Consider the following 25,890-nt stretch of genomic DNA (forward strand, 5'->3'; position numbering starts at 1 on the left):
AGGGGATTGATAACGATCCAGATACGGAATCGTCCTGATTTCGCATGGGGGTTTCCGGGCCTCTGGGGCTCAATAGGATTCGTCTGGTTCATACCCGTAGCAGTGCCACAGGGGGCACGCGCGGAACGGCAAGTCGGCGGGCCGCCCACTCGGTGCGGCCCGGCCCGGAGGGATCCCAGATGTTCCAGAGGCAGGGGCGGAGTCTGTCCCGGATAACCACTGTCATGCTCACGACCAGCTTGGCGCTTGGCGGAGGCCTGTTCGCGGCCGGTGCGGCGGTCGCGGCCGGCGCCCCGACCTCGGGCGTGACGGCGGAAGTCCAGAACGAGATGCTCGGCGAGAAGATCGACGTCGAGGGCAAGGGCACCGTCGACGGCGGCCTGTTCACCCTCAAGACGGCTGCCGGGGAGAAGCTCCGGACGTACTGCATCGACTTCGACAACCCGGTCTACCTGGACAGCGGCGCCAAGTACCACGAGGCGGACTGGGCGTCGAGCTCGCTCAACAGCAACGCGAACGCCCCCAAGATCCGCTGGATCCTGGACAACTCGTACCCGCAGGCCAGCCTGACGTCCCTCGCGACGGCCGCCGGCGTCGACAGCCTGACCGACGCGGACGCCGCCGCCGGCACCCAGGCCGCGATCTGGAAGTTCTCGGACAACAAGAACGCCGTCCCGCGCAACGACAAGGCCAAGAAGCTGCGCGACTACCTCGTCGGCGACGCCAACAAGGGTGTCGCGGCCGAGCCGAAGCCCTCGCTGACCCTCTCCCCGGACTCGGTCTCCGGGAAGTCGGGCGGCAAGCTCGGCCCGTTCCTGCTGAACTCCAGCGCGAACGAGGTCAAGCTGACCGTCACCGGCGACGCCGCGGACAAGATCAAGCTGCTGGACAAGGACAGCAAGCCGGTCAACGGCAGCCTGGCCGGTCCGATCGGCAAGGACACCCCGCTGTTCCTGGACGTGCCGGCCGGCACCCCGGACGGCAAGGCCGCCATCAACGCCACCGCCGAGGCCACCGTGCTCAGCGGCCGGGTCTTCATGAGCGGCGTGGACTCCCGCGGCCGCCACAGCCAGACCATGATCCTGGCCGGCTCCACCAAGGTGAACGTCGCCGGCGGCGCCAAGGCCACCTGGAAGCAGGGCAAGGGCGCGCTGATCGACAGCACCGCCAAGGAGGAGTGCGCCACCGGCGGCGTGCGGGTGTCCGTCACCAACAGCGGTGACGAGGCCGCCACCGTCACGGTCGGCAAGCAGCAGGTCGCCGTCCAGCCGGGCAAGACCGAGAGCGTGCTCGTCAAGGTCGAGGAGAAGGCGCACTACGACTTCACCGTGACCGGCCCGAACGGCTACACCAAGCAGTTCACCGGCGTCCTGGACTGCAAGGTCGGCGTGACGCCGACCCCGGCCCCGACCACCCCCGCCGCGACCGGCACGCCGTCCGGCACCCCGAGCGCGGCCCCGTCGGGCACCCCGAGCACCGGCGCCGGCCAGCCGACCCCGGCGACCACCAGCGCCGCCCCGGGCACCGGTGGCCTGGCCCAGACCGGTGCCAATGACTCCACCCCGATCCTCGCCGCCGTCGCCGGTGGCCTGGTCGTGGCCGGTGGCGCCGCCGTCTTCGTCCTGCGCCGCCGCGGCCGCCACGGTCGCACCACCGCCTGAACCGTCCGAACCGCCTGAGGCGCCCGAAGCGCCCGAAGCGCCCGAAGCGCCCGAAGCGACGGAACCGCCCGAGCGGGCCGGGGGTCACCGACCTCCCGAGGCCCTGAGAGCGGCACCGGCCCGGCTCCCCGCACCCGCTGCGGGGAGCCGGGCCGTCGCGTTTCCCGGGCGGGCCTCCGGGGGCGTCGGTCACGGGGCGGCGGGGCCCGGGGCGGGCGGGGTGCGGGCCGCGGAGAGGCGGCCGGGAGGGCGGGAGCGGGGGCGCCGGGCGGCCGCGGTCCGGTCGGCGGGGCCGGGGCGGGCGGGAGCGCTTCCGGATACCCCGGTGGGGTCATCCAGGCGATTCGGGCCTCAGGGCCTGGTGCGGCACAATGGAAGGCTGCAAGCCGAATACTCCCGACGACGCCGGAGCGATCTCACGTGGCGGAATACATCTACACGATGCGCAAGGTGCGCAAGGCTCACGGAGACAAGGTCATCCTTGACGACGTGACGCTCAGCTTCCTCCCCGGAGCGAAGATCGGCGTCGTGGGCCCCAACGGCGCCGGTAAGTCCACCGTGCTGAAGATGATGGCCGGCCTGGAGCACCCCTCCAACGGCGACGCCTTCCTCTCGCCCGGTTTCACCGTCGGCATGCTGCTCCAGGAGCCGCCGCTGGACGAGACCAAGACCGTCCTGGAGAACGTCGAGGACGGCGTCAAGGAGATCAAGGGGAAGCTCGACCGCTTCAACGAGATCGCCGAGCTGATGGCGACCGACTACTCGGACGCCCTGCTGGACGAGATGGGCAAGCTCCAGGAGGAGCTGGACCACGCCAACGCGTGGGACCTGGAGGCTCAGCTGGAGCAGGCCATGGACGCCCTGGGCTGCCCGCCCGGCGACTGGCCGGTCACCAAGCTCTCCGGTGGCGAGAAGCGCCGCGTGGCGCTCTGCAAGCTGCTGCTGGAGTCCCCCGACCTGCTGCTGCTCGACGAGCCCACCAACCACCTGGACGCCGAGTCGGTGAACTGGCTGGAGCAGCACCTGGCCAAGTACCCGGGCACCGTCGTCGCCGTCACCCACGACCGGTACTTCCTGGACAACGTGGCCGGCTGGATCCTGGAGCTCGACCGCGGCCGCGCGATCGGCTACGAGGGCAACTACTCCACCTACCTGGAGTCCAAGCAGTCCCGCCTGAAGGTCGAGGGGCAGAAGGACGCCAAGCGCGCCAAGCGCCTCAAGGAGGAGCTGGAGTGGGTCCGCTCCAACGCCAAGGGCCGCCAGGCGAAGTCCAAGGCCCGTCTGGCCCGCTACGAGGAGATGGCGGCCGAGGCGGACAAGATGCGGAAGCTGGACTTCGAGGAGATCCAGATCCCGCCGGGCCCGCGCCTGGGCAGCATCGTCATCGAGGTCGAGAACCTCAACAAGGCCTTCGGTGAGAAGGTCCTGATCGACGACCTGAGCTTCACCCTGCCGCGCAACGGCATCGTCGGCATCATCGGCCCGAACGGCGCCGGCAAGACCACCCTGTTCAAGATGCTCCAGGACCTGGAGACCCCGGACAGCGGCACGGTCAAGGTCGGCGAGACGGTCAAGATCAGCTACGTCGACCAGACCCGCGCCAACATCGACCCGAAGAAGACCCTCTGGGAGGTCGTCTCCGACGGTCTGGACTGGATCAACGTCGGCCAGGTCGAGATGCCGTCCCGCGCCTACGTGTCGGCCTTCGGCTTCAAGGGCCCGGACCAGCAGAAGCCGGCCGGCGTGCTCTCCGGTGGTGAGCGCAACCGCCTGAACCTGGCGCTGACCCTCAAGCAGGGCGGCAACCTGCTGCTCCTCGACGAGCCCACCAACGACCTCGACGTCGAGACGCTCTCCTCGCTGGAGAACGCCCTGCTGGAGTTCCCCGGCTGCGCCGTGGTCATCTCCCACGACCGCTGGTTCCTGGACCGGGTGGCCACCCACATCCTCGCCTACGAGGGCGAGAGCAAGTGGTTCTGGTTCGAGGGCAACTTCGAGTCGTACGAGAAGAACAAGATCGAGCGGCTCGGCGCCGACGCCGCCCGTCCGCACCGGGCCACGTACAAGAAGCTGACCCGAGGCTGACACCCAGCCGTCACAACGGCCCGGCAGACTGCCCTCCGGGGCGGCCTGCCGGGCCGCGGCCCGTCGCCGACCGCCCGCCGCCCCGGCGGTGGACGGCGGCGGGCGACCGGACACCGAGGAGAACTCCCGTGGCTCGCCACATCTACGCCTGCCCGCTGCGCTGGTCCGACATGGACGCCTTCGGGCACGTCAACAACGTGGTCTTCCTGCGCTACCTGGAGGAGGCCCGGATCGACTTCATGTTCACCCAGGCCGCCGCGGCCGGTGCCGGGGAGTTCGCGGGCGGCTCGGTGGTGGCCCGCCACGAGATCGACTACAAGCGTCCGCTGGTGCACCGGCCCGAGCCGGTCACCATCGAGACCTGGGTGACGAAGATCGGCGGCGCCTCGCTGACCGTCTCGTACGAGATCAAGGACGTCGCCGAGGACGGCGGCGACATCGTGTACGTCCGGGCGTCCACCGTGGTCGTCCCCTACGACCTGGCCGAGGGCCGGCCGCGCCGGATCTCGCCGGTGGAGCGGGAGTTCCTCGGCCGCTTCATGGACGAAGAGCCGGTAGTCGCCGCCGTCTGACCGCACCCGACGATTCGAGCTGAACCACTGTGACCATCACCGCCCGTCTCGCCCTGACCGACACCGGGGAGGCCGCCGACCTCTCCGCCTTCCTGCTGCGCCTGCTGCGCTTCGACCGGGCGGCGGCCGTCCGGATCCAGGCGGTGGGTCCGGGCGAGGGGGACGGCGTGCTGGCGGTCTTCGGACGGCTGCCGCTGGGCGACTCGGGCGTGCTGGCGATCCGCACGGCCCGGCTGGACGGTCTGGACGAGCCGGTGGACCTGACCGTCTCCGCGGGCCAGTTGCTGGACGGCGTGGACGCAGATTCGGGCGCCGTCGCGCTGCCCGCGCCGGTGACCGGTCCGGCCTGGGCCGGGCTGCTGCCGCCGCGTACCGGCTGGCGGCCGGTCGGCACCCCGCCGGCGGCCGAGGTGTGCCGCGAACTGATGGCGGCGGTCGGGGAGTTCCGCGAGCGCAGCGAGGCCGTCCCGGAGCACCACCGCACCCGCGCGGTGCTGGACCGGCTGGCGGACGAGGTGTGGTCCCGCCCGGTCTCGGTGCTGCCGGAGCTGCCGCTGCGCGCCGTCCACGCCTCGTACCGGATCGGCTTCCTGAGCCCCGAGGCGCCGCTCTCGGTGCACCGGGCGGGCGGCTGGCTGCGGTTGAGCTCCCCGGTGGGCTCGGTGGTGGTGCGGACCGCGGCCGCGCCGGGCGCGGGGCTGGGCCTCAGCCCGCTCCGGTAACGGCGGTCCGAAACCCGGCCCGCCCCGCCGAGGAGCGCTCCGGGCTCAGCCCGGGGTGTTGATCATCGAGGCGGCGGCGTAGACCAGGTACTCGAGCAGCTGCTGCTCGTGCTCGGCCGGCAGCTCCAGGTCCGCGACGGCCGCCCGCATGTGGGTGAGCCAGGCGTCGTGCGCGGCCTTGTCGACCTTGAACGGCGCGTGCCGCATCCGCAGCCGCGGGTGGCCGCGCCGCTCGCTGTAGGTGCGCGGGCCGCCCCAGTACTGCATCAGGAAGAGGGCCATCCGCTCCTCGGCGGGCCCGAGGTCCTCCTCGGGGTACATCGGCCGCAGCAACTCGTCCTCGGCGATGCCTTCGTAGAACCGGTGGGCCAGCCGCCGGAAGGTCGGCTCACCGCCGACCTGGTCGTAGAAGGTCTCCTCGCTCAACGTGCCTCGCCGGATCTCTCTCACCCGACCATGGTCGCAGACGCCGACGGGGTCGTACACCGGGACCAAAGGCGTACGACCCCGTCGGGAGGGGACCGGCGGACGTCGGCGCGGACGTCGGCGTAGCAGATCAGCGCCGGACGGTCAGTCCTCCCAGCGGAACAGCTTCCAGGAGATGCCGGTCAGCACGGCCGCGAAGAGCAGCAGGCCGCCCATGGTCGGCACGGCGTCCATGACGCCGCCGCCGCGGGTGAGCACCGACTGGGCGGATTCGACCAGGTAGTGCAGCGGCATGACCTTGGAGACGGCCTTCAGCCACTCCGGGGCGCCGTCCAGCGGGAAGAACGAGCCGGACAGGAAGGACATCGGCAGCACGATGATCTGCGAGATGCCGTTGGCCGCCTCCTCGGTCTTGGCGACCGAGCCGGCCAGCAGGCCGATCGACATGAAGGCGAGCGTCGCGCAGGCCACCAGCGGGATGACCAGCCACCAGTTGCCGGTGAGTTTGAGCCCGAAGAAGCCGGTCGCGACCACCAGGAAGACGGCGGTCTGCAGGAACGCGGTCAGCAGCGAGACCAGGATCCGGGAGCTGATCACGGTTCCGGCGCTGAGCGGGGCCAGCCGCAGCCGGCGCAGCACCTTGGTCTTGCGCCAGTTGACCAGGGTCAGCGCGGCACCGAACACCGCGCCGGTGGCGACGGCCCAGCCGAGCAGGCCGGGGGTGAGGAACTGGATCGGCTTGAGCGACTTGTCCTCGACCTGCTGGGAGTCCAGCACGAAGGCCGGCTTCTGCCCGGTGGCGGCCTGGTTGGCGCTCTGGACCACCGAGTTGAGGATGCCCTGGAGCGCGCCGGCCCGGACCTGGTCGGCGGCGGTGTAGCGCAGCTCGACCGTGCCGTTCGGGCCCTGCTTGATCAGCGCGTCGTAGTCGCCCTTGCGGACCTTCTCCAGCGTGCCGGCCTCGTCGTCGGTCTTCGTGATGGTGAGGACCTTGTCCAGCCCGGCCCGGTCCTCGCCCTGGATCGAGTCGAACAGCCTCACCGCGCCGACCTGCGCCACCTTGGCGTGCGGGCTGCCGGAGCCCTTGGTCACGGAGCCGAAGAAGACCAGGAACACCAGCGGGAACAGCAGGATGAAGAAGGCCGCGGTGCGGTCGCGCTTCATCCCGAGCAGCATGGCGCGGGACAGGCTCCAGAACGCGCTGACCCGCTCCCGCTCGCCGGCGGCCGGGCCGCCGCGCCGGGCGGGGGCCTGCGGCTCGGTGGGGGTGGTGGCGGTCATGCGCGGAACTCCCGTCCGGTCAGCTGGAGGAAGACGTCCTCCAGGGTGGCGCCGCGCACTTCCAGGCCGCGCAGCGCGTTCTGCTCGGCGAGGACGCTGAGCACCGGAGCCGGGAGGCGGGTGGAGACGGAGAGCGAGACGCTGTCGTCCTCCAGGGTGGCGATCTCCGCGCCGGCCGCGGTCAGCAGCTCCCGGGCGCGCTCGAGCGGGAGCTGGCCGGAGGCCACGCTGATCCGGACGGTGTCGTCGATCTCGCGGATCAGCGCCGCCGGGGCGCCGGTGTGCAGGATCTTGCCGTGGTCCATGATCGAGACCCGGTCGCAGAGCACCTCGGCCTCGTCGAGGTAGTGCGTGGTCAGCACGACCGTGCGGCCCTCGGCGTTGATGTCCCGCAGGAGGTCCCAGAGGTTGCGCCGGGCCTGCGGGTCCAGCCCGGTGGTGGGCTCGTCCAGGAAGACGAGCTCCGGGTCGTGGGCCAGCGCGCAGGCGATCGACAGGCGCTGGGCCTGGCCGCCGGACATCTGGTCGGTCAGGGTCTCGGCCTTGTCCGAGAGGCCGACCCGCTCCAGCATCGCGTCGGCCCGCTTGGGGCCGACCCCGTAGAACGACGCGAAGGTGCGGATGGTCTCCCGGGCCGTCAGTTTCCGGAAGAAAGCGGAGGCCTGGAACTGCACGCCGATTCGCGGCAGCAGTTTCGGATTTCGCGGCCAGGGCGCCATGCCCAGCAGCTCGACCCGGCCCTCGTCCGGTTTCCGGACGCCCTCCAGGATCTCCATCGTGGTGGTCTTCCCGGCGCCGTTCGGGCCCAGGATCCCGTAGAACTCGCCGGCCTCGACGGTGAACGACACCCCGTCGACGGCCTGCACATCCCCGTACCGCTGGCGGATGCCGTCAGCGGATATAGCAGCAGTCATGTGGCCTGAGCCTAGGGGCAGGGAAGGCTCCGGCGCACGCCTGCGGCAGCGAATTTGCGGATATTTTGAGGATGGTCCAAACAAATCCGAGCCGGGCGGATGTCGAATTCCGCCCGGCCCGGCCGGAGTTGTCACCGACGTGTGGTCAGGTAACGATTTGACGGGTTTTCAGTCGGAGAATCCCCTCCGACCGACGGCCGGTCAGCCGCGGTGCACGGTGATGGTGGTCCAGGCGCCGATGTGGATCCGGTCGCCGTCGTTCAGCGGTACCGCGGTGTGCGGCGGGACGGGCTCCGCGCCGCCGTTCATGGTGGTGCCATTGGTCGAGTCCTGGTCCACCAGGACCCAGCTGCCGTCCGCCTGTTCGGCGAGCAGCGCGTGCTGGTGCGAGGCGCCCGGGTCCTCCGGCGGGACGGACAGGTCGATCTCCGGCACCGTGCCGCGGTGCTGGCTGCGCCGCCCGATCCGCAGCTGGCCGCGGCCGGTCAGCGGGATCCGGCGCTCGGGGCAGTACGGCGGGAAGAACAGGCCGGCCGCCTCGGGGCCGCTGCGGGCCATCATGTCGGTGAAGTAGTCCCGGTCGGCCGAGACCACGGCGATCCAGTTGGTCCGCACCGGCTCGGCCGGGGCGGTCTCCTGGGGCTGCTGGGGGACGGGCGGGGCCAGGTTGAACGAGGTGCCGAAGTCGCCGCCGCGGCTGTTCGGGCCGGGGCCGGTCGGCTGGGCGTACACCGGGCCGGAGTCCTCGCGCACCGAGGTGTCGGGGAACGCGCCCTCCGGCGGCGGGTAGCCGTAGGTGTGCTGGTGCGCCGGGGCCTGCGGCTGCTGGGGGACGGGCGGGGCGACGGCCTGCTGGGCCGCCGGCGGCTGGCCGAGCGGGGACTGCCCGAGCGGCTGCTGGCCGAACGGCGGTTGGCCGTGCGGCGGTTGTCCCGCCTGGGCGTGGCCGTGCGGCGGCTGACCGGCCTGGGCGTGGCCGTGCTGGGCCTGCTGCGGCGGGGGGCCGCCGTAGGAGGCCGGGATGTTCAGCGGCTGCTGCGGCGGCTGTTGCTGCTGCTGTGCCGCGCCGGGCACCTGGCGGCGCGAGGGCGTGGAGAGCTCGTAGTCGTAGCCGCACTCCTCGCAGAACCGTCCGGTCTGCGGGCTGCGGCAGATCGGGCAGACGGCCAGGCCCGCGGTGAGGCCCTGCGGTCCGGCCTGCGGCGGGACGGCCCCGTGCGGGGGTACGGCCCCGTGCCGGCCCGGGGGCACCAGGCCGGGCGGCGGCAGGGGTGCCCCGTGCGGCGGGACGGCCCCCGGCGGCATCGGCGGCGGAGGCGGCGGCGCGCCGAAGGAGGCGCCGCCGTACCCCGGGTGTCCGGAGTGCGCGCCGGGCGCGGAGTCGCCCCCGTGCGCCCCCGGGTAGCCTCCGTGCGCCCCCGGCGCAGGGGCCGGCGGAGTCATCGGGAAGCCGCAGAAGTCGCACCAGTCCTCGGCCTGCGACTCGTGGCCCCTCGGGCAGATCGGCATCAGGTCCCCCTCGTTTCGGGCCGGCTCCGTGCGGCGTCGCGCCGGGGTGCCGGCCCGGTCACGTCTTCAGCGGTCACTTCTTCACACGTACCGTCTTGGTCGACCGGGTCTCAAGGGTCATCGAGTCGGCCTCGCTCACGTTCTTACGGAACCGAACCGTACCCTCCTTCGGGTCCACCACGTCCACCACCTTCTGGAGCAGCTTGTAGGTGCCCTCGTTCCCGGTCGCGTGGGCGATCCGGACGGCGGCGCCCAGCTTGGCGGTCGCCCGGTCGACGTCCCCGGCCCGGTGGGCCTCCAGGCCCTCCTGGATGGAGGAGGCGAGCTCGGCCTGCCCGGTGTAGTGGGCGACCTGCGGGCTGATCCGGGTGGAGGAGGCCAGGTCGTCGGTCCAGACCGCCTTGACCAGGCCCTGGGTGAGCACCTCGGGGGTGCCGCCGGCGACCTGCTCGGGCAGCACCAGGCTGATCCGGGCGGCCAGCATCTCGTTGCCGACCGAGGCGGCCGGCACCTCGACGCAGACGTGGTAGTCGCGGCTCTCGTCGCCCCAGGAGCCGGTGGGGTAGTCGCCGGCCCGGGGGCCGGCCTCGGTGCGGCGGGAGCTCAGGTCTTCGACCGCGGGGGCGACCTGCTTGACGAACCGGACCCTGGCGTTGGCCGGGGTCCAGATCCGCAGCGCGACGTCGGCGACCTGCTTGCCCATCGCGCCGGCCATCATCGAGCGGAAGTCCTCGGCCAGGCCGGAGGGCTCGGCGACGATGTCGGTGGTGCCGAGCAGCGCCGAGGAGATGCGGCGCAGCTCGTCGATCCGCCAGTCGGTGCCCACGCCGCGGCAGTCGGCGGTGAAGTGGCCGGTCACCCGTTCGACGGTGCGGGCCAGGTCCTCGGCCGACTCGTGCTCGTTGTTGCCGTCGGTGAGCAGGACGGCGTGCCGGATGGCGATGTCGCGGCGGGTGAGGAAGAGCTGGTCGGCCTTGGCCAGCCAGGTGCCCATCGCGGTGCCGCCGGCCGCGGTGAGCCGGCGCAGCGACTCCTTGGCCTGCGCGCGGGTGGTGGCGGAGGCGGTGGCGAGGGTGCCGTCGCCGGGGTAGATGTCGCGGGCCTCGTGGGTGCCGGCGACGACCGCGAAGGCGGTGCCGTCGCGCAGCGCGTCGATGGCGGCGGCGGTGGCCTCACGGGCACCGTTGATCTTGGTCTTGGGGTAGTCCATCGAGCCCGAGCAGTCCACCAGGACGACCACGGCCGCCGCGGTGCCGGCGCCCGCCGCGGTGGCGTCGGCGAAGCCGAGGGGCCGGCCGCCCGAGGTGCCGCCGCCGGTCGCCGTGACGGTGACGATGGCGTTGACCTCGCGGGCGCCGTCGGCCAGGTACTCGTTCTGGAAGATCTCCACGTTGAACCTGGGCAGGTTCGGCTTCGCCAGTGTTGCCATGGGGCGGTCGGCTCCCGTCGGGTGAGGGGTGGACGTGCTCAGGACGGTGGGGCGGCCCGCCGGGCGGGGCCGGCGGGCCGTGCCGCCGGAGCGTCCGGCGGGTGGTCGGGTCAGGCCGTCGGCGGGTGCGGCGGCTGCGGCGGGACGGGCGGAACGGCGGGCGCGGTCGGCGGGACGGACGGCGCCGGGGGGACCGGGGGTACGGGCGGGGCCGGGGGCAGCGGGGCGGCGGCGGAGCCGATCACCGGGAGGTCCGGCAGGGTCGGCTCGTAGTCCTCGTCCTCCTCCGGGGCCGGCCGGACGGCCGCGCGCGGAGCGATCACCGGCAGGTCGAACGCGGTGGGGGTCTCCTCGGCCGCCTCGAGGGCGGCGGCCGGCGGGTCGATCGGCAGCACGGCGACGGTGATGTTGTCGTGGCCGCCGGCCGCGACCGCGAACTTCACCAGGGTCTGCGCCGTGGCGAGCGGTTCGGTGCGGGCGTCCGGGCGCACGTAGTACGCCAGGTCGGTGGCCGCCTCGGCGTAGTTCCACAGCCCGTCGGTGCAGATCAGCACCACCCCGGGGACGTGCGGGGTGAAGTCGAGGGTGTGCGGCACGACCTCCTCGGCGTCGGCGCCGAGCCAGCCGGTGATCGCGTGCGCGCGGGGGTCGGCGTAGGCCTCGGCCTCGCTCATCAGCCCGGCCTCGACCATCCGGGCCGCCCAGGAGTCGTCCTGGGTGAGCCGGAACGGCTCGGCGGCGGCGCGGTCGTCCGGGATCCAGTACGCCCGGGTGTCGCCGACCCACCCGATGGTGACCCGGCCGCCCGCGGCTATCGCGCTGACGAAGGTGCAGGCGGGCGCGTTGAGGTCGGGCCGGGTGGGGCCGGCGCCGTCGGTGGCGAGGCCGGCGACCGCGTCGGCGGCGTCGGCGACGGCCTGGCGCATCGCCGAGTTCGGGTCCCGGCCGGCCTCCAGGGCGGTCAGCAGCGACTCGGAGGCGGCGTCCACGGCGGTCTCCGAGGCCTCGTCCGGGCGGTCGGAGGAGGAGACGCCGTCGCACACCACGGCGACCACGACCGGCTCGCCGCCGGGCAGCGAGGTCGCGGCGACGGTGAAGGAGTCCTCGTTGCGGTGGTGGCGCACGCCGCGGTCGCTGACCCCGGCGACGCCCCCGAGCGCCTTCTCCATGTGGTCGCGCGGGCGCGGCTGGGCGCTGCCGCAGCCCTCGCAGTAGCCGTCCGGGGCGACCTGCGGCTGCCCGCAGTGCACGCAGACCTGCCCGCGCGGCGACGGTACGGCCTCGCCGCGGGCGGCGGCCCAGCTCGTGGGCATCGAGCCGGGGGCCGCCCGGCCGTCCCGGCCGGTCCCGCAGGAGCCGCAGTAGGCGTCCTCCTGGTCCATCGGCTCCGAACAGCTCGGGCACTCGGTCTGCTGCGGCATCTGCTACACCCACGTCCTGGGACGGGCACGGTTGGCCCGTTCCACCATCTCGATCCTGGTCTCCGCCCGGTCGGCCAACCGGGCGAGTACCCGGTAGGACTGTTCCAGGGCGAAGCGCAGTTCCCGCTCCTGTGCGGGACGTCCCAGTACCACCAGGTCGGTGGTGCGCCGGCCGGCCGCCTCCTCGGCGCCGACCCAGCCGAGGGCCGTGTCGAGCACCTCGACGGCGAGCTCCTCGCGGCGGCGGGCGTCCAGCCGCAGCGCGGTCAGCTGGGCGGAGCTCGCGCCGAGGTCGGCGGCCAGGTCGTCGGTGGTCCGGCGCTCGCGCAGCCGGGCCCGGACGGCGGCGATCCGGGCGGCGGTGTAGTGGCTGGAGGTGGCCGGGACGGTCTCCAGGACGCGGACCGCGGCGGTCCGGTCCTCCTCGGCCAGCCGGACCCGGGCCAGCCCGAAGGCGGCGCTCAGGTAGGCGTGGTCGGTGGCCCACACCAGCCGGTAGAACTCGGCCGCGTCGCCGCCGTCGCCGAGCAGCTCGGCGCAGATGGCGAGGGCCAGCTTGGGGGCGGCCTCGCCGGGGAAGGCGTCGTAGACGGCGTCGAAGGCCTCCGCAGCAGCCCGGAGGGCGGTGGAGGAGCCGTCGACGAGGGCGGTCAGCCCGCGGTACCAGACCACCCGCCAGTCGTCCGGCTGGTCCCGTTCCAGCTCGGTGAGGCGGTTCACGGCGTCGTCGTGGCGGCCGAGTTCGAGCAGGGCGCGCAGTTCGCGCAGCCGGCTCTCGACCGAGACGGCGGGCGCGGCGGCCAGTGCGGCGAGCGTCTCCTCGGGGTCGGGGGTGACCAGGACGGCGAGGAAGCCCGCGTTCGGGTCGCCGGGGTCGACCCGGGGGACGGGCAGTGCGAGGGCGGCGGCGGCCGGGTCCAGGGGGGCCACCCGGAGCTGCCCGGCCTGTTCGGTGGGCAGGACCAACTCGGTGTCCACGACGCGCAGTTCGGGGCCGAACAGGGTGGAGGGCGCGGGCCGGGGCCGGTCGTCCTGGAGGGCCAGGACCTCCCGCAGCACGCCGGTGAGCTGGTCGGCCATCTCCTCGGCGGAGGCGAAGCGGCGGGCCGGGTCCGGGTCGGTGGCGCGGACCAGGAAGCGGTAGTACGACTCGTACCTGGCGAAGACCTCGACCTGTTCCGGGCCGGGCAGCGAGTCGCGGTAGGTGCCGCTGTAGCCCTGGAAGTCGAAGGTGAGCACCGCGAGGGTGCGGGCCACGGTGTACAGGTCGGAGGCGACGGAGGGGCCGTCGGTGGCGATCTCCGGGGCCTGGTAGCCGATGGTGCCGTAGATCGGGCCGTCGTCGTCGAAGCGGCGGACCGCGCCCATGTCTATGACCTTGAGCGTGTCGCCGCTCTGGATCACGTTGTCGATCTTGAAGTCGCAGTACACCAGGCCCCGGCCGTGCAGGTAGCCCAGGGCCGGCAGCGCCTCCAGCGCGTAGGCGATCCCCTGCTCGACGGGCAGCGGTTCGCGCCGGCCGTCCGCGGTGCGGCGCTCGTTGGCGATGTCCTTGAGCGACTTCCCGCCGACGTACTCCATCACGATGTAGCCGTCGGTGGAGCCGGTGCGCAGGTCCGGGTGCTCGGCGAAGTTGATGATCCGGACGATGTTCGGGTGGTCCACCTCGGCCAGGAAGCGCCGCTCGGCGACGGCCGCCGCGAGCGCGTCCTCGTCCCCGGTGTCCAGCAGGCCCTTGAGCACCACCCACTTGTCGTGGACCCGCCGGTCCACCGCCAGGTAGATCCAGCCGAGCCCGCCGTGCGCCAGGCAGCCCACCACCTCGTACTGCCCGCCGACCAGGTCGCCGCGGCGCAGCTTGGGCGTGAACGAGTACGGCGTGCCGCACTTGGTGCAGAAGCCGTCCGGGCGGCCGGGGCGGCCGTTCTTCTCCCGGCCTACCGGGGTCTCGCACTTGGAGCAGAACCGCTTGCGCTCGGGCACCTCGGGGTCGGCCAGCACCGCCTGGGACGGGTCGGCCGCCTCGACGGTCGGCACGGTGACCAGGCCGGCGCCCAGCCGGCTGCGGGTGCCGGCGGTGGAGCCGCCCCGGGTGGAGCGGACCGAGAGGGAGCGGCTGCTGCCGGTGCGGGTCGAGCGGTGCGAGCGGGAGCGGCCGGACATCGAGCGGGCCGAGCCGGTGCGGACCGACAGCGAGCGGGCCGAGCCGTCGTGGCCGGAGCCGCCGCGGCCGGGGCCGGGGGAGACCCGGGCGGAGGGGACGTGGGGCTGGGTGACGCCGGTGTCGCCGCCGGGCGGGGTCAGGCCGCACTCGTCGCAGTAGCCGTCCGGGTCGATGGTGCCGGAGCAGTCGCGCGGGCAGGGCGCGCCGGGGCCGGCGGCCGGTGTCCCCGTGGCCCCTGTCGCCCCCGCGCCCGGTGCCCCCGCCGCTCCGGTCGTCGCGGTGGTCCCGCCCGCCGGGGCGAGCCCGCACTCGTCGCAGTAGCCGTCGGCGTCGATCCTGCCGCTGCCGGAGCACTCCGGCCGTTCGCACGTCCCGCCCATCACCCTCAGCCCCCCTGGACCTGTCCGTCGGCCGGCTCCTGGCCGGCCGCCTCCTGTGCCTGCCCGGCCTCGGTCTGGGCCGGGCGCAGCGACTGCTGGAACCGGGCCACCGCGGCGGCCGCCGCCCGCAGGTCGCAGGGCGCGCTCCACAGCAGCCAGCGCGCCTTCTCGTACCGTTCGATCACTTCCGGGTCCTCGGAGACCCGCAGCCGGGCCGCCATCGCCTTGTAGGCGTCCAGCCGGCCGCGCAACTCGGCCCGGACGGCCAGCGGCTGGGTCACCTCGGTGAGCGACTGCCGGGCCCGGCCCAGCTCCTTGGCGGCGGCGTCCTCCAGCGTGTCCAGCAGCGGCGCCAGCCGGCCCCACTGCCCGGCCTGGCGCAGGTCCAGGGCCGCGACGATCCGTTCGCGCAGCGCCGAGGCCGGTCCGGGCACCGCCGGGACGTCGCTGGACGCTATCTTCGCCAGCACCTCGCCGCGCGCCCGGCGGGCCTCGGCCAGGGTGGCGTCGGCCCGCTGGAGGAGGTCGCCGACGCCCTGGAGGCGCTCCTCGGCCTCGTCGCGCAGCCGCAGCAGGTCCTCCAGCTCCAGCCGGACGCCGTCCAGCGCCCGCCCGGCCCGGTCGAACCGCTCGGTGTCGACCACCCCGGCCGGGCCGGCGAAGGCCGAGCCCTCCGGGACGGTGCCGCGCTGGGCGGGCACCCGGGCCGGGCGCCACAGCGCCAGCGGGTCCCCGTGGACCTCGGCGCGCAGCCCGGTGAGGTCCTGCTCGATCCCGGCCAGGTCGTCGCCCAGCGGGTGGCTCCCGGTGCGCACGCCGAGCGAGGCGGCGAGGGTGCGCACCCGCTGGAGCTCGGCCAGCAGCAGGTCGATCCGGGCGGGGAGCGCCGACCAGACCGCGTCGGCGGCGCTGACCACCTCCAGCACGGTGGCGTACCAGGAGTTCATCCGGACCATCAGCGCGTCCAGGCTGATCCGTTCGACCAGCCTGGCCGGCGCGCCGAGCACCTGCGGGCCGTCCGGCACCACCCCGCCGGGGACGGTCACCGCGTCTCCGGTCAGCAGTTCGCTCAGCTCGGCCAGTTCGGGCGCGCCGGGCTTGGCCTTGCGGGCCCGGACGGCGCGCGCCGAGGCCAGCGCCTCGGAGTAGCGGTCGAACAGCGCCCAGAGCAGGGGCAGGCCCTTGCCGGCGACGGACCAGCGCTCCAGGGTGCGTCCGGACAGCTCGGCGCCGTCCAGCAGCCGCAGGCCCGAGTGGTCCTGGAGGGCGAGCAGCGCCGACTCGACCGCGTCCCGCTCCGCGCCGAGGCGGGCGAGCGCGCGGTCGACCTCCTCCCGGTTCAGTACCGGGCCAGCCGATGCCGCCACCGCGGTGTCCTTCCTTCCTCGCGTGCGATCCCGACGTTCCTGACGTGCCTGACGTGCTGGACGTACCGGACGTGCGGTCCCACGACAACCCCCGTGTCCACCACCGGTCTCCCCGTGGTGATCGTCCCGAACCCTAGCCGGTGGCCGTTCGGGCGGAGCGGGCGCGGGGCGTCAAGGCACCGTCAACGCCCCGCTGACGGCCCGCGCGCTACCTCCCCCGCGCCGTCCCCCGCGTCGCCCCCGGACCGGCCCGGGGTGGACCCCGGGGTGGCCCCGACGCCGGCTCAGCGGGTGCCCGGCCAGTAGCGGTCGGCCTCGTTGAGCATGTACGGCTTGAGCCAGTGCTCGTACGAACGGGCCCAGTCGCCGCGCGCGTAGTAGTCGGCCAGGACCTGGTTGACGCGGGCGGTCAGGTCGGTGCTGTCCTTCAGCATGGCGACGCCGACCACCTCCGGCTGGGCCTCGCCGTCCACGATCCGCACGGTCTGGTCCTGCGCGGCCTGACCGGCCGCCAGGCCGTTGTCGGTCATGGTCGCGTCGACCTTGCCGAGCTGCATCAGGACCAGGCAGTCCAGCTGGTTCTCCACCGTGACGACCTGCCGGGCGGTCTTCTTCTCCGTGACCACGGTCAGCGCGGTGGAGCCGGCGGCGGCGCAGACCCGCTGGTCCTTGACGGCGTCGTCGATGTTCTTCGCCGGCGAGGCCGTCGGCACCAGGACGCGCTGGGTGATGTTGAAGTACGGCTTGGAGAAGGCGACGTCCTCCATCCGCTTGCAGTTGATCGTCATGGTGCGGACGATCAGGTCGACCCGGCCCTTCTTGATGGCGTCGATCCGGTCGGCCGTGGCCACCGGCTTGAGCACCACCTTCTCCGGGTCGCCCATGACGGCCGCGCCGATCGCCCGGGCGAGGTCGATGTCGAAGCCCTCGATCTGGCCGGTGTTCGGGTTGCGGGCGCCCCAGCGGTAGCTGTTCTGGTCCACGCCGATCACCAGGCTGCGCCTGGCCTTGATGGCCTTCACGGCCGGGCCGTCGTCGGTGCTCGGCGGCACGCTCTTCGTGACGTCACAGCCGTCGGCCTGCTCCTGCTGCTCCTGCTGGTCCTGCTTCGCCCGGTGCACGGCCGCCGGCGCGGCGCCGACCGGGCCGCCCCCGGCGAGCACGGCCGCGCCGGCCGCCAGCAGGGCCACCGCGACGGCGGGCCTGGTCCTCCTCCCGGAACCGCCGGAACGGCCGGAACCACTGGAACCTCTGAAGCTCCTGAAACCCCTGGTGCGCATCGGTCGCTCTCCCCCTTGCCCGTTACCGGTACTCGGCCAGTCGCCGGCCCAGGCCGCGCAGCGCGGCGGCCGCGGCCACCAGGCCGAGCAGCGCGGCGGCGACGGCGGCGGTGCGCAGGTCCCCGCCGGTGCCCTCGGCGGCCTGCTTGAAGCGGTCCTGCTCGATGTCGGCGGCCTGGGCGAGCGCCTTGTCGGTGGCGTTGAAGGAGGCGTCGGCGGTGGCCGCGTCGCCCTTGGCCGTCACGGTGGCCTCCAGTGCGCCCTGGTAGTCGGCCTCGAACACCTCCCGCTTCCGGGCCTCGTCGTGCCGTTTGCGCCACTCGTCGAACTGCCTGGCGGCCTCCCGGACGCCCGGCTGGGCGGCCGAGGGGGCCAGGCGGAGGGCCTCCGGCAGCGAGCCGGCGGACCGGTCCGCCGGGACGTCGGTGGTTCCGGCGAGGTCTCCGACGGCCTTCGTCCACTGGTCGGCGTACTTGGTGGTCGAGCCGCGGGCGACGAAGTGGAGGTTCTCCGCCAGCCGGGCGGTCAGCACGTCCGCCCGGGCGGTGTTGAGCGCCTTCAGCGGGGCCGCGCCCTCGTGGACGCTCCGCTTGAGCGCCGCGCTGGTGGTCAGACCGGTGACGGCCAGCCACAGCCCGCCGGCCAGGACGGCGGCGGTGGCGCCCAGCAGCCCGATGTTGAACACCCGGTTGGTGCGGCGGAACAGCGTGAGCTGCACCCAGGCCAGCGCGGCCAGGGTGACCAGCGCCAGGCCGTACGCCCCCCACGGCACCGCCTTGGCCTCGGCGTAGTCGTCGGCCAGCTCCTGGTTCTCGGCCGCGGCCAGTTCGGCGGCGGCCGGCAGCAGCACGGTCTGCATCTGCTCGGAGGCGTACCGCAGGTAGGCGCCGCCGAGCGGGATGCCCTGCCGGTTGTCGGCCCGCGCGGTCTCCACCAGGCCGGCGTAGGCGGGGAGTTGCTGGTTCAGCCGGGAGAGCGAGCCCTGGGCGGGCGAGGTCGCGGTGGTCCGGGCGGCGGCCTGGGCGATCAGCTTGGCGGCGGTGGCGATGTCCTGCTCGTAGCGGGTGCGGACCGCGTCGGGCTCGGCGCCGGCCAGCAGGAAGCCGCTCGCCGCGGTGGTGGCGGCGTCGGCCAGGCTGCGGTGGATCTCGGCGGCGTCCCGGCTGAGCGGCTGGCTGTACGAGACCACCCGGTCGGCGGCCTGTGCCCTGGTCTCCAGCTGCCAGGCGGTGAGCCCGCCGAAGGCGACGGTGAGCACCGCGAGCACCACGCCGGCCAGTCGCAGCCGGCCTGGGGGCGTGCGAGTGGCCTGTGCGAGCCGGGCGCGCACGCCGGTGGCGACGGCCGCCGGAGGGCGCTTCTCGGGCGCCCCACCGGGTCTGGCCGCCGGGGGCGCCCCGCCGGACTTCGCGAGCGGGGCCGATCCGGGGACGGCCGGTGCCCCCGGTGCGGCCGCCGCCACCGGCACGGCCGTCGCCACCGCGGCGCCCGGCGCCCCCGGCAGCTGGTTCGGCCGTGCCGGGAACGCGGCGCCGGACGCGCCGTTGCCTACTGGTGTTGCCACCCGCCTCATCCTCCCCTGGGGCCGGGCCCGTCCCCGGGGCCCGACCGATGGCAGCAGTATGGCCGTGACTCCCCCCGACCACACCTGACTTGCGCCGATCTTGAGCATGTCGTGCACGTCCCCCGGACGGCCCGTGGCACCGGCGCGGCCGGTGCCGTCGGTGCGGCCCGTACGGTCCGTACGGTTCGTGCCGCTCCCGCCGGTCGTCTCCTGCCGGTCGTCCCGAGAGGTGGCGAACCGTCCGACGCGGGCCGCACCCTACGCGGTTCCCCCGGCCGGGCGGAGCGCGGGGGTCCGGTTGCGGGCGGGCTTTCCCGGGTGCGGCGACCCCTCGCTCCGTACGATGGAGGTATGCGCCTGCTTGGAACGATCTCGCCCGACCGTCCGCTGCTCGTCGTCGCCGTGCGCGAGGAGGCCGCCCACCTGGACGACCGTCTGCCCGTGCTGCTCACCGGGATAGGGAAGGTCAACGCCGCCGTCGCGCTGGCCACCGTCCTCGCGCAGGGCGAGAAGCCGTCCGAGGTGATCAACCTCGGTACGGCCGGCGCGCTGCGCCCCGGCTGGGAGGGCACCCACCACGTGGTCCAGGTGATCCAGCACGACCTCGACACCGCCGCCCTGCACGCGCTCACCGGGCGTGAGTACGGGGCCCCGCTGGTGATCGGCAAGGGCGACGGCCCGGTGCTGGCCACCGGCGATCTCTTCGTCTCCGACACGGACGCCCGCGACCGGCTCGCCGAGCACGCCGACCTGGTGGACATGGAGGGCTACGCCGTCGCCACCGTCGCCCACCGCGCCGGGCTGCCGGTGCGGCTGGTCAAGCACGTCAGCGACCAGGCCGGGGACGGTGCGGAGCACAGCTGGAAGGAGGCGGTGGACGACTGCGCCCGGAAGCTGGCCGACTGGGTGGTCGCGCAGGGCTGGTGACGTCCTCTCAGGGGCTGGTCAGGGTGGCGCGGTGACCGGGGGGAACGCAGGGCCGACCGGGCTTGACCGGGGAGGGCGCGGCCGCCCTCCCCGCCCCGCCTCCCGGGTCAGCCGTTCCGGAAGTCGGTGAGGTCCAGGCCCGCCAGCCGCTCCGGGTCGGTGAGCACGTCGATCGCGACGATCGCGCCGTCCACCACGGTGAACGCCATGACCGACAGCGGCCGGCCGTTGTCGCCGATGACCACCGCGCCCGCGGTGCCGTTGACCAGCGCCGGGCGGGCGAACGGCGACAGCGTGCCCCACAGGACGGCCTGGCCGGCCACCGTGCCGGCGCCCGAGAGCACCACGGTGTGCCGGGCCAGCAGCGCGCCGCCGTCCGAGCGCAGCACCACGTCCGGGTCGAGCACGGCGAGCAGCGCGTCCAGGTCGCCGTGGCGGGCGGCGGCGAAGAACGCGTCCACGGCCGCCCGCTGCCGGCCGAGGTCCGGGTCGGGCGCGGGCGCCTGCCCCTGCACCTTGCGGCGGGCCCGGCTGGCCAGCTGGCGGGTGGCGGCGGCGGTCTTCTCGATCAGCGGGGCGATCTCCTCGAACGGCACCGCGAACAGGTCGTGCAGCACGAAGGCGACCCGCTCGGCCGGTGACAGCGACTCCATCACCACCATCAGCGCCAGCCCGACCGAGTCCGCGAGCATCACCTCCTGCTCCGGGTCCACCACGCCCTCGCGCCGCAGCAGCGGGTCCGGGATGCGCGGCGGGCCCGGCTCACCGCCCGGCCCGGCGGGCTCCAGCGGCTCCTCGCGGCGCTGGGCGCGGGTGCGCAGCAGGTTCAGGCAGACCCGGGAGACCACCGTGGTCAGCCAGCCGCCGAGGTTGTCCACCCCGGCGGTGTCGGTCCGGTCGTAGCGGAGCCAGGCCTCCTGGAGGGCGTCCTCGGCCTCGCTGATCGAGCCGAGCATCCGGTACGCGACCGCGCGCAGGTGCGGGCGGTGCTCCTCGAAGAGCGCGGTCCGGGCGGATTCCCCGTCCACCTTCTCGTCCACGTGTCACATTCCTTCGTCGCCGGGGGTCAGGGCAGCAGGAGTCACCCAACAACGGCCGCGGCGGGGAGATCAACTCCCCTCCCGGGACGAATCGGAGACGGTCATGACGAAGAACACGGTGCTGGTCACCGGAGGTACCGGGACCCTGGGCCGACAGGTGGTCCCGCTGCTGCGCGCGGCCGGGCTGCCGGTGCGGGTGCTCAGCCGGCGGGAGCGCCCGGACGCCGACGGCGTCGCGTACGTGCGCGGCGACCTGCTCGGCGACCCGGCGACGGCGGCCGCCCGGCTGGACGGGGCGCTGGCGGGCGTGGACACCGTGCTGCACCTGGCGGGCGGCCCCAAGGGCGACGACGTCGCCACCCGGCTGCTGGTCGCCGCCGCCCGGCGGGCCGGGGTGCGGCACCTGGTGTACATCTCGGTGATCGGCGCGGACCGGTTGCCGCTCGGCTACTTCCGGGCCAAGCACGCCGCCGAGCGGGCGGTGGCCGAATCGGGCCTGCCGTACACGGTCCTGCGGGCCGCGCAGTTCCACGACCTGGCGTTCACGGTGGCGGAGAAGACGGCCCGGCTGCCGCTCGTCCCGGCCCCCGGCGGGGTCCGCTGGCAGCCCGTGGACGTACGGGAAGTCGCCGCCCGGCTGGTGGAGTTGGCGCTGGGCGAGCCGGCCGGGGCGGTGCCCGACCTGGCCGGTCCGACGGTGTACGCGATGGAGGAGCTGACCCGCGGCTACCTCGCGGCGCGCGGCCGCAGCCGCCGGCGGCTGCCGCTCCGGGTGCCGGGCAAGGTCGGGCGGGCGTACCGGGCGGGGGAGAACCTGGCCCCGGCGGGCGCCGACCACGGGCGGCGGACCTGGGAGGAGTACCTGGCGGAGCGGCTGGCGGCCTGACGGCTGCCCGTCGTGGTCCGGGGGGTGGCCGCCGTGTCCCTCCTCGACGCCGTCCGCGCCGACTCCGCCGCCGCGCTCGGGCTCAGCGGCCCCCCGGCCGCCGTGCTCGGGCCCGACGTCCCCCGGCCTTCGGGGCCCTGGCGCGGCTGCGGGAGCTCGCGCTGGGCCCCGGGGCGTCGTACGTGCTGCTCAATGCCGAGGAGGGCAACGCCTACGAGCCGCTGTTCAGGCCCGGGCGGCTCCGGTGACGTCCTCGGTGGTCACCACCTTGGCGAAGCGCATCGCGTGCAGGGTGGCGGCCGTGGCGCGGGCGAGGTCGGCGGCCGGGATGGTGGTGCCGTCCGGGCCGGCCATGTCGAAGGAGTGCATGGCGTCGGTGGGGAAGATCGCGTCGTAGCCGAGGTTGCCGGCCATCCGGGCGGTGGTCTCGCAGCACACGTTGGTGATGATCCCGGTGACCACCACCTGCCGGGCGCCGCGCTCCTGCAGCCAGGCGTGCAGGTCGGGGGTGCCGTAGAAGGCGCTGTTGACGGTCTTGGTGACGTGCAGCGCCGGGGTGAGCCCGGCGACGAAGTCCTTCAGGTCGTGCCCCGGGGTGCCCCCGGCCAGCGGCGTGCCCGGGCCGTCGTGCTGCACGGTGACGATCGGGCGGTCGGTGTCCTGCCAGGCGGTGATCAGCTCGGCCATCCGCTGCTCGGCCTGCGGGTTGTCGCGGGGGCCGAAGGCGGGGGCCTCGAAGCCCTTCTGGACGTCGATGAGCAGCAGGACGGCGTCGGGGTCGAGGGCGAGGGGGGCGTCGAAGGCGTCGAGGTTCGTCATGCCGTCCATGGTGGTCGGCGGGGCCGGGGAGGCGTGATGGGCGGAGATGCCGACCATCGATAGATTCCTGCCATGCGTACGGTGGGTTGCCTGATCTTCGACGGTGTCCGGGCCTTCGACTACGCCGTGATCGGCGAGGTGTGGGCGAACCGGGCCATCCGGCCCGGCCAGCCCCTCTTCGACCTGCGGGTCTGCGGGCCGGAGGGCGCCCGGGTGCGGCTGGGCGGCGGGCTGGAGCGGCTCCCCGACCACGCCCTGGGCGCGCTCACCGACTGCGACCTGGTGGTGGTGCCGGGCGTCGAGGACCCGGGGGCCCGGCATACCCCGGAGGTCCTGGGCGCCCTGCGGGCCGTCGCCGCGGCCGGCGTCCCGATCGCCTCGCTCTGCGCGGGCGCCTTCGTCCTCGCCGAGGCCGGCCTGCTGGACGGCCGCGAGGCCACCACCCACTGGGCGCTCGCCCCCGAACTCGCCCGCCGCTTCCCGGCGGTGACGGTCCGGCCCGAGGTGCTCTTCACCGGCGGCGACGGCCTGTGGACCTCGGCCGGCGTCGCGGCGGGCATCGACCTCTGCCTGCACCTCGTCCGCACCGCCCACGGCCAGCGGGCCGCCGCCACCATCGCCCGCGCCATGGTCACCGCGCCCTTCCGGGCGGGCGGCCAGAACCAGTTCCTGCCCTCCCCGGTCCCGGACGCGGCCGTCGGCGACGACCCGCTGGCCCGCCTCCGCGCCGAGGTCCTGGCCTCCCTCGACACCCCCTGGACGGTGCGCCGGATGGCCGCCGCCGCCCTGATGTCCGAACGCACCTTCGCCCGCCGCTTCACCGCCACCACCGGCACCACCCCGATGCGCTGGCTCCTCGACCAGCGCGTCCTCACCGCCCAGCGCCTCCTGGAGGAGACCGACCTGCCCGTCGACACCGTCGCCACCCACTGCGGCTTCGCCTCCGCGGTCTCCCTGCGGCCGGTCTTCGTGGACCGGGTCGGCGTCGCCCCCCGCGAGTACCGCCGGGCCTTCCGCGGCCGCGAGGAGGGCTGAGCGGTTCGGACCGGCTGAACCGGGTGACGTCATCCGGGAGTTGATGGAGCGGTGGCGGGGCGGCGGGGGCCCGTTGCGGCGGAGAGGGCGAAGACCAGCAGGCCGAGGGCCGTCATGGCGGCGCCGGCGAGGTTGGTGAGGGGGAGGGCGGTGCCGGGGTGGGGGCCGCCGTGCTCGATGACGGCGGCGCCGAGCAGGGAGCCGAGGGTGATGCCCACGCCGAAGGCGGCGGTGTTGGCGGTGCCGACCAGGGCGGAGTCGCGGCCCGCGACCCGCAGGACGTAGGCCTGGGTCGGGGTGAGCAGGCCGAAGCCGCAGAAGCCGAGCAGGAAGAGGGTGGCCACGGCCGCGCCCTTGTGGTGGACGGTGGCGGTGAAGAGGGCGAGGGTGAGGGCGAGGGCCGCGAACAGGGCCGCCGTCGTCGGGACGAGGGCGCGGTCGGCGGCCCGGCCGGCCAGCCAGTTGCCCGCGACCAGCCCGGCGCCGTAGACGGCCAGCAGCCAGACCACGTCGCCCGTTCCGAAGCCGGTGACCGCGGTCAGCATCGGCTGGACGAAGGTGAAGGAGGCGAACAGCCCGCCGAAGCCGACGGCCGTCGCGGCGAGGGCCAGCCAGAGGCGGAGGCCTGCGAAGACGGCCAGTTCGGCGCGGAGCGAGGACGCGGCGGAGGCGGGGGCGTCGGTGGGGGCGGTGTCCGTACGGGGGAGGAGCCGCAGCAGGCCGAGCAGTCCCGCCGCGCCGAACACGGCGACCAGCGCGAACGCCCCGCGCCAGCCCCAGGCCTGCCCGGCCAGGGTGCCGATCGGCAGGCCGAGCACGTTGGCCAGGCTCAGCCCGGTGAACACCAGGGCGATCGCGGCTCCCCGCCGGGCCGTCGGGACGAGCCCGGAGGCCACGACGGAGGCGACGCCGAAGAAGGCGGTGTGGGTGCACCCGGTGAGGAAGCGGGTGGCCAGGAGCAGGCCGAAGGTCGGCGCGAGGGCCGAGGCGAGGTTGCCCGCCGTGAACAGCAGCATCAGCAGGACGAGCAGGCGCCGGCGGGGCATCCGCAGGGTGAGCAGGGCGAGTGCCGGACCGCAGGCCTGGCCGACGGCGTAGGCGGTGGTGACCAGCCCAGCACGGGCGACGGTGACGTCGAAGTCGGTGGCGAGGGCGGTCAGCAGGCCGTTCGTGACGAACTCGGTGGTGCCGACGGCGAAGGCGCTGAGGGCGAGCGCGAGCAGGGCGGGGGGCATGGCGGTGGAGGGTCCTTGGCTGGGGCGGGGCCGGGGCGCGGCCGGACGGGGCCATGCTCCGGCGCCCCGCGCGCCCCCGGCCAGCCACCTGTCGTTCCTACTCCTCGGAGGGTCACCCACGGCGCTGGCCTGCGGAAACCTTCCGCCGTAGCCTCGGTGGGCATGGGAGCCAACAGCGAGCTGGGCGAGTTCCTGCGCCTGTGCCGCGCCGCCGTCACCCCGGCCGAGCTGGACCTGCGCGTGCCGGCCGAGCACCGGCGGGTGGCCGGGCTGCGCCGGGAGGAGCTGGCCGGGCTGGCGGGCATCAGCGTCGCCTACTACACCCGGCTGGAGCAGGGGCGCAGCACCAACGCCTCGGACCAGGTGCTCGACGCGATCGCCCGCGTCCTGCGCCTGGACGCCACCCAGCGCACCCACCTGGGCGACCTCGCCCGCCGCCCGCCCCGGGCCGTACGGAGCCGCCCTCCGGTCGAGCAGCCGGACCCGCGCTCGGCGCACCTCCTCGCCTCGCTGGACCACGTGCCCGCCCTGCTGCTCGGCCGCCGCAACGACGTGCTCGCCTGGAACCGCCTCGGCCACGCGCTGCTCGCCGGACACCTCCCGTACGGGGCGCCGGACGATCCGGCCACCCGGCCGTCGATGAGCCGGCTGCTGTTCCTGGACCCGCGCACCCGCGAGCTCGAACGGGACTGGGAGCACTACGCCCGCACCCACGTCGGCTACCTGCGGCTGGTCGCCGGGCGGTACGGGGAGGACCGTGAGCTGGCCCGGCTGATCGGCGAACTCAGCATGAAGAGCCCGGAGTTCGCCGCCTGGTGGGCGGGCGGGAACGTGCGGGAGTGCACCTTCGGCAGCAGGACGCTGGACCATCCGGCGGTCGGGCCGCTGGAGGTGACGTACCAGGTGTGGCTCCAACCCGACCGGCCGGACCACCGGTTGGAGGTCTACACCCCCGGCCCGGACCCGGCCGCCGCGGCGGCGCTCGACGCGCTGGCGCGGTCGCGGCGGCCGTAGCGGGGGAGAAGGGGAGAAGGGGGAGAAGCCGACGGGGTGGCGGCCCTCAGCGCCGCCACCCCGTTGGCTTCTCGGCACGGGGCCCGTGGCGTGTTGAGCCAAACCCCACCTTGGGGTGAAGCCGGGTGGGGATTCCCGTGGGGACCGGTGCCGGTTCGG

At 74.4% G+C, this 25,890-nt stretch carries 21 protein-coding genes; 8 read left to right on the forward strand and 13 right to left on the reverse strand.

All coding sequences use genetic code 11. The features are described 5' to 3' along the window. Positions 1–224 precede the first annotated feature (224 nt). From ACFCY1_RS01795 to ACFCY1_RS01810, 4 genes are all read left to right on the forward strand, one after another. Positions 225–1,661, forward strand: a complete 1,437-nt coding sequence (locus ACFCY1_RS01795; protein WP_181970694.1) for a Cys-Gln thioester bond-forming surface protein — start codon at positions 225–227, stop codon at positions 1,659–1,661. A 420-nt stretch (positions 1,662–2,081) separates the two neighbouring features. Continuing rightward, positions 2,082–3,746 carry an energy-dependent translational throttle protein EttA gene (gene ettA / locus ACFCY1_RS01800; protein ID WP_049657863.1) on the forward strand — a complete coding sequence of 555 codons (1,665 nt, stop codon included), beginning with the start codon at positions 2,082–2,084 and terminating at the stop codon, positions 3,744–3,746. Between the two features lie 128 nt (positions 3,747–3,874). Then, complete coding sequence (locus tag ACFCY1_RS01805; RefSeq protein ID WP_049657866.1) at positions 3,875–4,318, forward strand: thioesterase family protein; 444 nt, start codon at positions 3,875–3,877, stop codon at positions 4,316–4,318. 29 nt (positions 4,319–4,347) lie between these two features. After that, positions 4,348–5,040, forward strand: coding sequence for a hypothetical protein (locus tag ACFCY1_RS01810; RefSeq protein ID WP_375873169.1), 693 nt, complete (start codon positions 4,348–4,350; stop codon positions 5,038–5,040). Between the two features lie 45 nt (positions 5,041–5,085). Here the strand turns inward: ACFCY1_RS01810 and ACFCY1_RS01815 are convergent, their stop codons facing one another. The 10 genes from ACFCY1_RS01815 to ACFCY1_RS01860 form a co-directional block, all read right to left on the reverse strand. Beyond that, positions 5,086–5,490, reverse strand: a complete 405-nt coding sequence (locus ACFCY1_RS01815; RefSeq protein WP_049657871.1) for a globin — start codon at positions 5,488–5,490, stop codon at positions 5,086–5,088. A gap of 120 nt (positions 5,491–5,610) precedes the next feature. Continuing rightward, a complete protein-coding gene (locus ACFCY1_RS01820; protein ID WP_117489800.1) occupies positions 5,611–6,747 on the reverse strand; it encodes an ABC transporter permease in 1,137 nt (378 codons plus the stop codon). Beyond that, positions 6,744–7,661, reverse strand: coding sequence for an ABC transporter ATP-binding protein (locus tag ACFCY1_RS01825; RefSeq protein ID WP_049657872.1), 918 nt, complete (start codon positions 7,659–7,661; stop codon positions 6,744–6,746). The genes ACFCY1_RS01820 and ACFCY1_RS01825 overlap by 4 nt, the downstream gene beginning before the upstream one ends. Positions 7,662–7,862: 201 nt before the next feature. Next, entirely contained in the window at positions 7,863–9,170 is a 1,308-nt protein-coding gene (locus tag ACFCY1_RS01830) for an FHA domain-containing protein (protein WP_375873170.1), read from the reverse strand. A gap of 73 nt (positions 9,171–9,243) precedes the next feature. Further along, entirely contained in the window at positions 9,244–10,599 is a 1,356-nt protein-coding gene (locus tag ACFCY1_RS01835) for a VWA domain-containing protein (protein WP_049660919.1), read from the reverse strand. A 110-nt stretch (positions 10,600–10,709) separates the two neighbouring features. Further along, the gene (locus ACFCY1_RS01840; protein WP_375873171.1) at positions 10,710–12,020 is read right to left on the reverse strand and encodes a protein phosphatase 2C domain-containing protein; all 1,311 of its coding nucleotides are present in this window, start codon (positions 12,018–12,020) and stop codon (positions 10,710–10,712) included. Positions 12,021–12,023: 3 nt separating this feature from the next. Further along, complete coding sequence (locus ACFCY1_RS01845) at positions 12,024–14,564, reverse strand: tetratricopeptide repeat protein (protein WP_375873172.1); 2,541 nt, start codon at positions 14,562–14,564, stop codon at positions 12,024–12,026. 5 nt (positions 14,565–14,569) lie between these two features. Beyond that, a complete protein-coding gene (locus ACFCY1_RS01850; protein ID WP_234348701.1) occupies positions 14,570–15,931 on the reverse strand; it encodes a hypothetical protein in 1,362 nt (453 codons plus the stop codon). A 284-nt stretch (positions 15,932–16,215) separates the two neighbouring features. Then, positions 16,216–17,121, reverse strand: a complete 906-nt coding sequence (locus ACFCY1_RS01855; RefSeq protein WP_375873173.1) for a glutamate ABC transporter substrate-binding protein — start codon at positions 17,119–17,121, stop codon at positions 16,216–16,218. 112 nt (positions 17,122–17,233) lie between these two features. Beyond that, a complete protein-coding gene (locus ACFCY1_RS01860) occupies positions 17,234–18,775 on the reverse strand; it encodes a hypothetical protein (protein ID WP_375873174.1) in 1,542 nt (513 codons plus the stop codon). Positions 18,776–19,126: 351 nt separating this feature from the next. Between ACFCY1_RS01860 and ACFCY1_RS01865 the strand changes: the two genes are divergently transcribed. Then, positions 19,127–19,702, forward strand: coding sequence for a nucleosidase (locus tag ACFCY1_RS01865; protein WP_049649370.1), 576 nt, complete (start codon positions 19,127–19,129; stop codon positions 19,700–19,702). Between the two features lie 107 nt (positions 19,703–19,809). On the opposite strand, the gene ACFCY1_RS01870 is transcribed toward ACFCY1_RS01865, so the two are convergent. Further along, positions 19,810–20,742 carry a sigma-70 family RNA polymerase sigma factor gene (locus ACFCY1_RS01870; RefSeq protein WP_375873175.1) on the reverse strand — a complete coding sequence of 311 codons (933 nt, stop codon included), beginning with the start codon at positions 20,740–20,742 and terminating at the stop codon, positions 19,810–19,812. Positions 20,743–20,845: 103 nt separating this feature from the next. On the opposite strand from ACFCY1_RS01870, the gene ACFCY1_RS01875 reads away from it, so the two are divergent. Continuing rightward, complete coding sequence (locus tag ACFCY1_RS01875) at positions 20,846–21,628, forward strand: SDR family oxidoreductase (RefSeq protein ID WP_375873176.1); 783 nt, start codon at positions 20,846–20,848, stop codon at positions 21,626–21,628. Positions 21,629–21,853: 225 nt separating this feature from the next. On the opposite strand, the gene ACFCY1_RS01880 is transcribed toward ACFCY1_RS01875, so the two are convergent. After that, the gene (locus ACFCY1_RS01880; protein WP_338016376.1) at positions 21,854–22,504 is read right to left on the reverse strand and encodes a cysteine hydrolase family protein; all 651 of its coding nucleotides are present in this window, start codon (positions 22,502–22,504) and stop codon (positions 21,854–21,856) included. Between the two features lie 15 nt (positions 22,505–22,519). Between ACFCY1_RS01880 and ACFCY1_RS01885 the strand changes: the two genes are divergently transcribed. Next, positions 22,520–23,482 carry a GlxA family transcriptional regulator gene (locus tag ACFCY1_RS01885; RefSeq protein ID WP_074005563.1) on the forward strand — a complete coding sequence of 321 codons (963 nt, stop codon included), beginning with the start codon at positions 22,520–22,522 and terminating at the stop codon, positions 23,480–23,482. 29 nt (positions 23,483–23,511) lie between these two features. Here ACFCY1_RS01885 and ACFCY1_RS01890 read toward each other — a convergent pair whose 3' ends face one another. Continuing rightward, entirely contained in the window at positions 23,512–24,717 is a 1,206-nt protein-coding gene (locus ACFCY1_RS01890; protein WP_375873177.1) for an MFS transporter, read from the reverse strand. Positions 24,718–24,879: 162 nt separating this feature from the next. Between ACFCY1_RS01890 and ACFCY1_RS01895 the strand changes: the two genes are divergently transcribed. Continuing rightward, complete coding sequence (locus ACFCY1_RS01895) at positions 24,880–25,731, forward strand: helix-turn-helix domain-containing protein (protein WP_375873178.1); 852 nt, start codon at positions 24,880–24,882, stop codon at positions 25,729–25,731. Positions 25,732–25,890 lie beyond the last annotated feature (159 nt).

The sequence above is a fragment of the Kitasatospora sp. NPDC056273 genome, assembly GCF_042268845.1.
Lineage (GTDB): Bacteria > Actinomycetota > Actinomycetes > Streptomycetales > Streptomycetaceae > Kitasatospora.

Bases quoted from the DNA above. Each gene is read 5' to 3' on its own strand.
- ACFCY1_RS01845 (WP_375873172.1), bottom strand. From the start codon at position 14,564: ATGGGCGGGACGTGCGAACGGCCGGAGTGCTCCGGCAGCGGCAGGATC.
- ACFCY1_RS01890 (WP_375873177.1), bottom strand. From the start codon at position 24,717: ATGCCCCCCGCCCTGCTCGCGCTCGCCCTCAGCGCCTTCGCCGTCGGC.
- ACFCY1_RS01795 (WP_181970694.1), top strand. From the start codon at position 225: ATGCTCACGACCAGCTTGGCGCTTGGCGGAGGCCTGTTCGCGGCCGGT.
- ACFCY1_RS01820 (WP_117489800.1), bottom strand. From the start codon at position 6,747: ATGACCGCCACCACCCCCACCGAGCCGCAGGCCCCCGCCCGGCGCGGC.
- ACFCY1_RS01835 (WP_049660919.1), bottom strand. From the start codon at position 10,599: ATGGCAACACTGGCGAAGCCGAACCTGCCCAGGTTCAACGTGGAGATC.
- ACFCY1_RS01825 (WP_049657872.1), bottom strand. From the start codon at position 7,661: ATGACTGCTGCTATATCCGCTGACGGCATCCGCCAGCGGTACGGGGAT.
- ACFCY1_RS01830 (WP_375873170.1), bottom strand. From the start codon at position 9,170: ATGCCGATCTGCCCGAGGGGCCACGAGTCGCAGGCCGAGGACTGGTGC.
- ACFCY1_RS01880 (WP_338016376.1), bottom strand. From the start codon at position 22,504: ATGGTCGGCATCTCCGCCCATCACGCCTCCCCGGCCCCGCCGACCACC.
- ACFCY1_RS01885 (WP_074005563.1), top strand. From the start codon at position 22,520: ATGCGTACGGTGGGTTGCCTGATCTTCGACGGTGTCCGGGCCTTCGAC.
- ACFCY1_RS01840 (WP_375873171.1), bottom strand. From the start codon at position 12,020: ATGCCGCAGCAGACCGAGTGCCCGAGCTGTTCGGAGCCGATGGACCAG.
- ACFCY1_RS01875 (WP_375873176.1), top strand. From the start codon at position 20,846: ATGACGAAGAACACGGTGCTGGTCACCGGAGGTACCGGGACCCTGGGC.
- ACFCY1_RS01865 (WP_049649370.1), top strand. From the start codon at position 19,127: ATGCGCCTGCTTGGAACGATCTCGCCCGACCGTCCGCTGCTCGTCGTC.
- ACFCY1_RS01895 (WP_375873178.1), top strand. From the start codon at position 24,880: ATGGGAGCCAACAGCGAGCTGGGCGAGTTCCTGCGCCTGTGCCGCGCC.